The organism is Cetobacterium sp., assembly GCF_048470075.1.
In the GTDB taxonomy this organism is placed as follows: Bacteria; Fusobacteriota; Fusobacteriia; order Fusobacteriales; family Fusobacteriaceae; genus Cetobacterium_A.
Genome location: NZ_DBGBQB010000025.1, coordinates 1 through 9,730 on the forward strand (window position 1 = coordinate 1; position 9,730 = coordinate 9,730).

General features: G+C 31.4%; 8 protein-coding genes. All 8 read left to right on the top strand.

From position 1 onward, the window contains the following. The first annotated feature begins 156 nt into the window (after positions 1–156). The 8 genes from rapZ to ACMOUI_RS00885 all read left to right on the top strand — a co-directional run bounded on the left by rapZ (position 157) and on the right by ACMOUI_RS00885 (position 9,715). A complete protein-coding gene (gene rapZ, locus ACMOUI_RS00850; protein WP_418963852.1) occupies positions 157–1,026 on the top strand; it encodes an RNase adapter RapZ in 870 nt (289 codons plus the stop codon). A 7-nt stretch (positions 1,027–1,033) separates the two neighbouring features. Next, positions 1,034–2,800 (top strand): excinuclease ABC subunit UvrC, encoded by a 1,767-nt coding sequence (gene uvrC, locus ACMOUI_RS00855; protein ID WP_418963859.1) that lies wholly within the window; start codon positions 1,034–1,036, stop codon positions 2,798–2,800. 4 nt (positions 2,801–2,804) lie between these two features. Next, positions 2,805–3,737 carry a hypothetical protein gene (locus ACMOUI_RS00860; RefSeq protein WP_418963853.1) on the top strand — a complete coding sequence of 311 codons (933 nt, stop codon included), beginning with the start codon at positions 2,805–2,807 and terminating at the stop codon, positions 3,735–3,737. Next, complete coding sequence (locus ACMOUI_RS00865; RefSeq protein WP_418963854.1) at positions 3,738–5,249, top strand: SpoIIE family protein phosphatase; 1,512 nt, start codon at positions 3,738–3,740, stop codon at positions 5,247–5,249. Between the two features lie 92 nt (positions 5,250–5,341). Then, on the top strand, positions 5,342–6,862 hold the full coding sequence (locus tag ACMOUI_RS00870) for an ABC transporter ATP-binding protein (RefSeq protein WP_418963855.1): 1,521 nt from the start codon (positions 5,342–5,344) through the stop codon (positions 6,860–6,862). Beyond that, on the top strand, positions 6,855–7,904 hold the full coding sequence (locus tag ACMOUI_RS00875) for an ABC transporter permease (protein WP_418963856.1): 1,050 nt from the start codon (positions 6,855–6,857) through the stop codon (positions 7,902–7,904). Before ACMOUI_RS00870 ends, ACMOUI_RS00875 begins: the two co-directional genes overlap by 8 nt. Continuing rightward, entirely contained in the window at positions 7,904–8,785 is an 882-nt protein-coding gene (locus ACMOUI_RS00880; protein ID WP_418963857.1) for an ABC transporter permease, read from the top strand. The genes ACMOUI_RS00875 and ACMOUI_RS00880 overlap by 1 nt, the downstream gene beginning before the upstream one ends. 21 nt (positions 8,786–8,806) lie before the next feature. After that, a complete protein-coding gene (locus tag ACMOUI_RS00885; RefSeq protein WP_418963858.1) occupies positions 8,807–9,715 on the top strand; it encodes a DUF1385 domain-containing protein in 909 nt (302 codons plus the stop codon). Positions 9,716–9,730: the final 15 nt, after the last annotated feature.

The following is a 9,730-nucleotide window of genomic DNA, read 5'->3' on the forward strand; positions in this document are numbered from 1 at the left end:
ATTTAAACCTTATTAGAGACAGTATCTCTAAGATTAATTTACTATGAAAATTCCAAGTTTTGGATAGGACAAAATACCTATCCATTTTTTATTTTTTTATATAATTTTACTCTTTATTATTGTATAATAAAATAAAACATATTTGGAGGAAATACCATGGAGTTAATTATTTTAACTGGACTTAGCGGCTCTGGAAAGTCCACTGGTTTAAAAACTTTGGAGGATTTGGGATTTTTCACAATGGATAATATCCCATTTAGATTTGCTGGAGCAATTTTAAGAGATTTAAAAAACTCCAAAAAAGACAATGCTGTTAAAAAAATTGCATTGGGTCTTGATATCCGAACAATTATCAATGAAAATGATTTTAATACCTTTTTCAATGAGATTGATAACCTAGGTGTTGAATATAAAATCATTTTCTTAGAAGCTTCTACTCAATCTATTTTAAATAGATATAATTTAACTAGAAGAAAACATCCACTGACTAAGGAAACTTTACTTCAAAGTATTGAAGATGAGATTTTTCTAATGGAAGATATAAAGGATAAAGCCAATCTTATAATCGATACTAGTTTTTTAAGTGCTAAAGAACTTTCTAGAAAAATAGAGGTTGCTGTAGCATCTTTTTCAAAAAATATTTTACTTAATATTCATCTTCAATCTTTTGGTTTTAAACATGGAGTTCCCATTGATGCCGATATGATTTTTGATGTGAGAACTTTACCCAATCCCTATTATTTAGAGGAGCTTAGGGAAAAAACAGGTTTAAATGATGAGGTTTATGACTATGTTATGAGTTTTGAAGCATCTAAAACCCTTTATAATAAAATTTTAGATTTAATAGTCTTTCTAATTCCAGGGTATATAAAAGATGAGAAAAGACACCTTACCATCGGTATTGGATGTAGCGGTGGTAAGCATCGTTCTGTATCTTTTGTCAGAAAACTTGAACAGGATTTAAAAACTCTTGATGAAGTTAATATCTATTCTATTCATAGAGAAAATGAGAGAGGAAATTGGTAATATTATGATAACTATTTTTAATAAGGATATCCCTGATAATCCAGGGGTTTATTTAATGAAGAACAACTCTAAAATTATCTATGTTGGAAAAGCTAAAAATCTCTCTAAAAGAGTTTCATCCTATTTTAATAGAGAGCACTCTGATGAAAAAACAAGAGAGCTAGTAAAACATATTGATGATTTAGATTTTATAATTTGTAATACAGAGTTAGATGCCCTTATTTTAGAGAATAATCTTATAAAAAAACATTCACCAAAATACAATATTAACTTAAAAGATGAAAAGACCTACCCATATCTTTTAATAACAAATGAGTATTTTCCAAAGATTTCTATTGTTAGAACCACAAAAAAATTAAATTTAAATTTAGGTGAGTATTTTGGCCCTTATCCTTATGGTGTTTGGAATCTAAAAAAAACACTTTCTAAACTCTATCAAATTAGAGATTGCAATAGGAATATGGAAAAGCTATATCCTCGTCCCTGCCTAAAGTTCCATATGAAACTTTGTAGCGGACCATGTATAGATAAATCTATACTGCCACATTATCAAGAAAATATAAAAGATATAAAGGAAATTTTAAAAGGAAATACTAAAGATATTTTAGATAAACTTCAGAATAATATGGTTATTGCCGCTGAAAATATGGAATTTGAAAAAGCTATTTTTCTTAGAGAGCAAAAAAAAGAGATTGAAACCAATATCCAAAGTCAAATAAGTGAAGCTACTAACTCAGTTGATGAGGATGTATTCCTATTCAAATTAGAGAATAACAAAATTTTCCTATGTGTTCTCAATATTAGAGATGGTAAAATTCTTGGAAAAAATTTTCACAATATAAATTTAGAGCATAAGTTTTATGATGATATTTTAGAGGAGATTTTAATAACTTATTACTCTAAGTATCCCATTCCAAAAAATATCATTTTTCATGAGAGTTTAGAGAGTGAGATTCAAAAGATTGAGAGTCTTTTTCAGGGTATTTTCAATAAAAAACCATCCTTTTTCTTTCCTAAAATAAAATCTAGACGAAGAGAGCTCTTAGATATGGGTATTCTAAATCTACATAGAGACATTGAAAACTTTTATAACAAAAAATCTGTTGTAGAAAAAGGCTTGAATGATCTCTATACAAAACTTAATCTAAGAAGATTTCCCTTTAAAATTGAATGTTTTGATATATCAAACATTCAGGGAAAAGATGCTGTTGCCTCTATGAGCGTCGCAGTTGAGGGAAAAAAAGCTAAAAAACTTTATCGGAAATTTAAAATTACTACCAAAGATACTCCTGATGATTTCCAGATGATGAGAGAGGTCATTGAAAGAAGATACAGCAAACTCCCTGAGAATGAGTTTCCTGATATTATACTTATTGACGGTGGTCTTGGACAAATAAATGCTGTTGGTGAAATCTTAAAAAATCTTGGGAAAGATGGAATATCTGAGCTATTAAGTATTGCAAAAAGAGAGGAAGAGATTTATAAATATACAGAAAATTCTCCTTACCTATTTTCTAAAAGTGACGAAGCTTTAAAAATTTTACAAAGAGTCAGAGATGAAGCCCATAGATTTGGAGTTACATATCATCGACTACTTAGGAATAAAAGAGTTATTTCAAGTGAGTTAGATGCTATTCCTGGAATTGGTCCTAAAAGAAAAGAGATTCTTTTAAAGACTTTTGGCTCTGTTAAACAAATAAAAAAGGCTACTTTAAGTGATTTAGAGAAAATCGTTCCTAAACAATTAGCCATAAAAATAAAGGAGTTGATTTAACACTATGAAAAAATTTATTTTACTTTTTTCCTTAATTACCCTTGTAGGATGCTCTCAGTTTTCCAATAGAAAAGATCAGAGTCAAAACATTGTTTTCAGTAGTTCTATCCCACAGGGAAGATATGATTTCACTATAGTTTCTCTATCATATCCTCAAGATTATAACAATAAAATCGATTTTTATAAAAATTTTAACAGAGCTCTTTCTGATTTAACAGGAGTTCAAAAAAGCGGTCTTAACTTGCTTATTACAAAAGAGATGAATACAGATTTCACCTCTCTTTTAACAACTGGTTGGTTTGATAAAGAGATTTTAGGTATGAAAATAGTGGAGGATCTTGATGAAAATGATATCAATTATCTAAATTCACTTAATATTTCAACCCCTACAAATGCTGGAAATTTACAAGAACTTTTAAATAGACAGTATTACTTACTATTACAACTAACTAATAATGAGAATATGTATAACTCAGAGTTCCTATATACTGAACTGGATAAAAGTCTACTTATGGAAAATATTCTACTGGATAGAAAATCACTGATTGATAGTTTAAAAAGTATTCAAAATAACTTTGTCTATAACTCAGATATTCATAAAAAAAATGTACCAATCTTTATAAATACTAAAGGTATCAACACAGATGAGTTCCCTGATAACCCTGTTATTTTTGAAAACTCCAATGTAGCTTCTGGATTTAAAGTTCTTTCCAATAATCTTGTTATTTTTACTGGAATCAACAACAAGGTGTATTCAACTGATGATTATGAATTTATCTCTAACATTGTATCCCCTTCATCTTTTGATGAGTTAAAAAATATATCTAGAAATTCCACTGGAGTATCTAAAATACTAACTTGGAAAAGAAAGGAATGGAAAAAAGCATCTTTTAATGAATCTTTAGAAAATAAATTCTCTACATGGGAGGAGAAATAATTGATTACTTACTTTTCTTTTATCATACTTTTCTTCATTTTCTTCCTAGTTTTAAAAAAACAGGAAAAAAAGAATTTTGAAGAGACAAGCAAAATACTAAAAAGTTTCGTGAGCAAAGAGTTTTTAAATGATATCTCTGACGACTTAAAAAATGATTATGAAAGAGCTACCACAGCCATTACAAAGCAAGATTTAGAACTTGATAACTCCATTGAAGAGTTGAGAGAGTATAAAAAAGAGCTTGAAGTTACTTATGAATCACTACTTACTAAATCTAAGCAATTAGAGTACAGTAATCAAGTTCTTGAACAAAGGGTTGCTAGCCTATCAAATATAAACTCACTTTCAAGAACCGTTTTATCCATTATGGAGTTAGACAAAATTATCTCAACTATCCTTGATGCTTATTTTGTTCTAACTGGAGCTAAAAGAATATCTCTTTATTTATGGGAAGGCAATAAACTTATAAATAAAAGAATTAAGGGTGAGATTCATTTTAGAGGTGAGCTTAGTTATCCTGAAGAGGTTTTATCCCAATTTACAAAAAAAGATTATAAAAAAGTTTATAGTGAGATGCTAAAGGGATTCTCTATCACCCCTGATGAAAAGATAATCGCTTCACCTTTAACTGTAAAGGGTAAAGAGTTAGGTGTTATCTTCATAATTGAGGATAAGTCTAAACTTATCAAAAGTGATGAGGAAACTATCTCTGCCTTAACTATTCAAGTTGCTATTGCCATCAATAATGCACAGATATACTCTGATTTAGTTATTAAAGAGAGAATGTCACAAGAGTTAGAAGTGGCATCTAGAATCCAGAAAAGAATTATTCCAAAAAAAATAAAAAAAGTTCTTGGTCTTGACGTTGCCACTTTCTTTGAACCAGCTAAAGAGATTGGGGGAGACTACTATGACTACTCTCTTTTAGATGAGAAAACTTTTAGTATCACCATTGCTGATGTAAGCGGTAAAGGAGTTCCTGCTGCCTTTCTTATGGCTTTAGGTAGATCTGTTTTAAAAACTTTAGAGCTTCAAGGAGAACAACCTAGATGTAATGTTAGAAAACTTAATAAACTTATCTATCCGGATATCACAGAGGATATGTTTATCACAATGATGCATAGTAAATATAACTATGACACTAAAACTATAACATATTCCAATGCTGGTCATAACCCTTTAGTTGTCTATAATAGCATTACCAAGGAGATTGAAACTCATTCAGTTAAAGGGGTAGCAATTGGATTTTTAGATGACTATAACTATAAGCAAGGGGAGATTCACCTCAATATAGGGGATATTGTTATCTACTATACAGATGGTATAAGCGAAGCTGAAAATAAAAATAAGGAACTCTTTGGAATTGAAAGATTAAAAACTGTTTTACTTGAAAATAGCCATCTTTCCTCTAGGGAGATTAAACAGAGATTATTGTCTGAAATTAATAACTTTCAGAACGGTTGTGAACAAAATGATGATATAACATTTGTTATTATTAAGAGAGAGGAATAAAAAAAGTTGACTACTTTAATATAACATAATATAATTTTATGAGGTTAATTTTTTATAAATTAATTGTGAAATAAATTTAGGGAGGATTCTAAGTGAATAATTATATCTTAGAAATGCAACACATCAGAAAAACTTTCTTAGATGGAAAAGTTATCGCTAATGACGATATCACTTTAAAAATCTTAAAAGGTGAAAAACACGCTATTGTTGGTGAAAATGGAGCAGGAAAATCAACACTTATGAAAATGTTAAATGGTCTTTATACTCCAACTTCTGGTAAAATATTTTACCATGGGAAGGAAGTAGAAATAGATTCACCTAGTAAAGCTGCTGAATTAGGAATTGGTATGGTTTACCAGCATTTTATGCTTGTTCCTACATTGACTGTTGCTGAAAATATGATTTTAGGTGTTGAGCCTAAAAAGGGGATGTCTTTAGACATCAATAAGGCTAGACAAGATGTCATCGAGGTTTCTAAAAAATATGGTCTTGCCATTGATCCAGATGCTTTAGTATCTGATTTATCCATCGGTATGCAACAAAGAGTAGAGATTTTAAAAATACTTTTTAAAGGGGCTAATCTACTTGTTTTCGATGAACCTACAGCTGTTTTAACTCCTCAGGAGATAAAAGAACTTTACAAAATTATGGATAACTTAATAGCTGAAGGAAAAACTATTATCTTTATCTCTCATAAGCTTCAAGAGGTTTTAGATATTTCTGATAATATAACTGTTATTAGAAGAGGACGGGATATTGCTAATTTCCCAACTAAAGAAGCCACTAAAGAAAAAATTGCCAATGCTATGGTTGGAAGAGCGGTTCTTTTTACAACTGAAAGACCTGAAGTTAAAATTGGTGAAGTAGTTCTATCGGTTAAAAATGTCAGTGTTAAAGATCACCTTGGAGTTATAAAAGTTGATCATGCAACTTTTGATATCAGAAAAGGAGAAGTTTTAGGTGTTGCTGGAGTTGAGGGAAGTGGTCAAACTGAGCTTGTCGAAGCTCTGACAGGACTTAGAGATATCTGCTCTGGAGAGATGATACTTGACAATGTTGTGCTAAAGAAAAAAACACCTAGAAAAATATCTCAACTGGGATTGGCTCATATTCCAGAGGATAGACATAAAAGAGCGGCTGTTTCACAGTTTAGTGTTATGGAAAACTTTGCTCTTGGACTTGAAAGAGATGAATATTCTAAATTTGGACTTCTAAATTTCTCTAAGCTAAGAAAAGATGCTGAGATGTTTATGGAAAAATATGATGTTAGACCTAGAAGTGTCGACACAGAGTTCGGTAGACTCTCTGGAGGTAACCAACAAAAGATTATAGTTGCAAGAGAGCTAGAAAAGAAAAATAACAACCTTATTATTGCTGGTCAACCTACTAGAGGAGTTGACATTGGTGCTATTGAATCTATTCACAAATTAATACTAAATGAAAAAGCAAAAGGAAAAGCTGTTATGGTTGTTTCCTCTGAATTATCTGAAATTTTAAATCTTTCAGATAAAATTGCAGTTATGTGTGGTGGAAAGATAACAGGAATTCTTTCTAGAGAAGAAGCAAATGAAGAAAAAATTGGAATACTTATGGCGGGTGGTAAACTTGATTAAAAATAAAAAAGTCTTAAATATTCTTGTTCCAATTGTAGCAGTTTTACTGGCTTTATTAATTGGTGCAGGTATTATCCTATATATGGGAGAAAACCCTATAAAAGCTTATTATTATTTATTTACAGGAGCTTTTGACGGACTTACTCCTATTGCTAGAACACTTTTAGAAGCAACTCCTCTTATCTTTACTGGGCTTGGAGTTTTAGTTGCATTTAAAGGTGGTATGTTTAACATTGGTGCTCAAGGACAGATGACTATGGCAGGTCTTACTGCTGCTGCCATTGGTGGCTTTGTTGCCAATGTATTTATCAGTAATGTATTTGTTATCTTATTGATTGGTGGTTTTGCAGGTTTCCTTTGGGCTGGAATTGCTGGTTGGTTAAAAGCTAAACTTGGTGTACACGAAGTTATCTCTACAATTATGCTTAACTATATCGCTGTAAGTTTTGAACAGTATTGTTTAAACTATCCTTTAAAAGCTCCTGGATTTAACCCTCAAACTCCCGCTGTTGCAGAAGCTGCAAGATTAGGTAAACTTTTAGATGTCAGAGTTCCATTAAACTACGGATTTATTTTAGCTTTAGTGGCAGTTTTCCTAGTTTGGTTTATTCTAGAAAAAACAGTTCTTGGATACCATATTAAGGCAGTTGGATATAATCCTACAGCTGCTGAAAACAACGGAATAAATGTCAAAAGAATCATCATTCTAACTTTAGGTATATCTGGATTCCTTGCTGGTTTAGGTGGAGTTGAAAGAGTTCTAGGTGGAGTTGGTCAATATGCCTATAAAACTGGTTTAACTGCAACTTATGGATTCGATGGAATAGCTGTTGCTCTTCTTGGTAAAAATACTCCTATCGGTGCTCTATTAGCGGCTATTTTATTTGCTGCCCTTAGAGTTGGAGGTAGAGCTATGCAATTTAATACAAGTATTCCAAGTCAGATGGTTATCATGATTCAAGCCATTATTATTCTATTGATTGCCGCTGAAAATATGATTAGATCTTGGTTAGTTAAAGGTTCAAAAGGAGGAGCTGAATAATGGTAAGTATTATTTTAAGTTTAATTTTAGCCACAATCAGACAAGCTGCTCCAATTCTTATTACAGCTATTGGTGGAATGTTTTCTGAAGTTTGTGGAGTTGTTAATATCGGTCTTGAAGGGATGATGCTTATTGGAGCTTTCTCTTCAGCTGTTGTATCATATTATACTGGAAGTTGGTTCTTTGGAATTTTAGCTGGTGCTATTTCTGGTGGATTAATTGCCTTTGTTCATGCTATAATAAGTATAAAATATAGAGGTAATCAAACTGTATCGGGTGTTGCTATTAACCTATTTGCATCTGGATTTACTATCTTCATGCTAAGAGTTCTATTTGAACAGGCATCTAACAGTCCATCAGCAACAAGAATTCCATTACTATTTGACTTCTCTTTATTGATTTATATTATTTACGGATTAGCTATTTGGTCAGGTTATTTCCTATATAAAACAGTTACTGGTCTTAGGATGAGAGCTGTTGGAGAATACCCTTTAGCCGCTGACACTGTGGGTATTAGTGTAGCTAAAGTTAGATATTTCGGTGTTGTTATGTCTGGTGTTTTTGCTGGACTTGGTGGAACATACTTAGCAATTGGAGCTCTTAGCCAATTTTCAAAAGAGATGTCAGCTGGTAGAGGATTTATAGCTCTTGCTGCTCTTGTTTTTGGAAAGTGGAAACCAAAAGGTGTACTTTTCGCTAGTTTACTATTTGGATTTGCTGATGCAGCTCAAACAGTTATACAGCAATATGTAACATTTATTCCTCCACAGTTTATCCAGATGATTCCATACCTATTAACTTTACTAGCTCTTGCTGGTGTTGTTGGAAAGGCAGTAGCACCAAGTGCTTCTGGAAAACCTTATGACAAAAATACAATCTAATTAAATTTATGGATGGTGACAATGAGTAAAGAAAAATTTTCAAGCGTAGGTGGACAAGCAGTTATAGAAGGTGTTATGATGAGAAATGCTGACCTTCTAGCTACAGCTGTTAGAAAACCCAATGGTGATATAGTTTATAAAAAAACAAAAATATCTAAAAGTAGAAATAAACTTTCTACTATCCCTTTTATCAGAGGTGCAATAACTCTATTTGACTCTTTAGTTTTAGGAGTTAAAGAGCTTACATTCTCAGCTAATCAAGCTGAAGTAGAAGAGGAGCAACTATCTCAAAAAGAGGCTGTCATGACTACCATTGTTTCTTTAGCTTTGGGAATTGGTCTTTTTATTGTTCTTCCCTCTGTTATAAGTAGTTTTTTATTTAAAGATAATAAGATTCATAGTAATCTTTTAGAAGCTGGTTTAAGACTTTCATTCTTTGTTCTATATATCTTTTTGATCTCATTCTCAAAGGAGATTCAAAGAGTTTTCCAATACCATGGAGCAGAACATAAATCAATCTATGCCTATGAACAGCACTTAGAATTAACTCCAGAAAATGCAAAGAAGTTTACAACTTTACATCCAAGATGTGGTACAAGTTTCCTATTAATTGTTATGTTTATTGCAATTATCGTATTTACAGGGCTTGATTTTATACTACCACCTCCCACTGATTTTGCGACAAAACTTTTTACAAAAGTAATTTTAAGAGTTCTTTTTATGCCTCTAATTGCAGGAATATCTTATGAACTTCAAAGATATACTAGCAATCATCTGGACAATTGGTTAGTTAAATTAATTGCAGCTCCTGGAATGGCTTTACAGAGAATTACTACAAAAGAGCCTGATCTTGCTCAACTAGAGGTAGCTATTGTAGCTATTAAAGTAGTTTTAAATGAACCTGTTGAAAATGCTATTGAAATTTATTAATTCTATATATTAAAT